Annotated in this window: 2 protein-coding genes; both read left to right on the top strand. The window is 48.5% G+C overall.

Going from position 1 to position 1,226, the window contains the following annotated elements; all coding sequences use genetic code 11:
• The coding region (locus tag KDK17_RS07200; RefSeq protein ID WP_257275635.1) for a hypothetical protein at positions 1–551 on the top strand (551 nt) is incomplete at its 5' end.
• Between the two features lie 356 nt (positions 552–907).
• A partial coding sequence (locus KDK17_RS07195) for a hypothetical protein (protein ID WP_257287714.1) occupies positions 908–1,226 on the top strand: 319 nt, incomplete at its 3' end.

Genomic DNA, 1,226 nt, shown 5'->3' with positions numbered 1-1,226 from the left:
ATGTTCTGGCTACCCTGATCAAAAGAGGAATGGCCATCAAACCCGTCGCCTGGAAATCCCTTGACCATCATAAGCAGAGACTGCCTGAGTCTCTGCTTAACAAACTGAGAGAGAGAGTCGAAACATCAGGTACAGAATGCCCCGATGAGATCAAAGAATCACTGTGCCAATATCTGGATAACGTTCAACTCAGGAGAACTGAAGCCTGCGAGCCGGCGCCACAGAGCAGCAATCCTCCAGACGACAAACAAGAAAAACAGGCGTTTGGCAGTTTATGGTTGAAGCTCGACCAGACAGAAGTTTTTGGTACCGAAATACTGAACTTACTGGAAGATTATGGCGATAAAATGGAGCTTATGCACACAGTGACCGTCCTTAAAAAAGCCAAAATTGATATCGATAACCGCATGCTGGAAGGATGGAGGCAACGAGCATGCAGTCAAATAGAGCGGTTAAAAAAACGAGACCCTTTATTATTAGATGTTACTGATGATGTTTATCAGCATTGTCAGGAATTAGAGTTACTTGATGGGTGCGGGAGTATTTTCTAATTCCGTTCATGGCAGACTGGCCAGTGCAGTGCTATACGTCCCGTTGCAAATAACAAAGGTCAATCGATGGTCCTGTGTCTATGGGACGCCCTGAAAAAAACAAAACTGCCTGCTTGGTGGTCCGATCACTGCTGCTGTTAGTGACCATAACGTTTGGGGGGTCGCCGCCTGCATTGGAATTAGTTGGCCCTAGCCCGCTATCAGCCCATTTCTTATATACCAATAAGTTGGTCGTACCTGAACCACCCTACGCTCTTCCGGTTGGGTTTGTGACATTTGCACTCAGTTTTCTGGAGCTGCAGCCAAATAACAGTCCTCTTGAGTCTCTCCAATGGCCTCTCCTACCCGTTTGGCCAATGAAGCAGACACGCGGAATTGCCCCGTTAGCTGAGCCTCCCGAATTTCCGGAGAACACTCCCAATGCGCTGATCGCCACGGGCGCTGCCGGAGGAGATGGTGGCGATAAGCCACCTGACGGATACGAATGGAATCCTGATCCGGAGCACCAGTCTCACCCTTACCTTGTTCTTGCCCCTGTTCAAAAATGCCTGCAACAAAAAAGACAACTCCTTCAAATGCTACGAATCAAACGACTATGGTCTATTGCGACGGGCCAAACTACGCTGGCCCGGATATTGTCAGACCGGATCATGGTGATTGAAGCAGATCTTCTTG

Source organism: Endozoicomonas sp. SESOKO2 (assembly GCF_024606245.1).
Classification (GTDB): Bacteria; Pseudomonadota; Gammaproteobacteria; order Pseudomonadales; family Endozoicomonadaceae; genus Endozoicomonas_A.
Note: the sequence above shows the minus strand (reverse complement) of the source record. Positions and strands in the feature narration are given on the sequence as shown.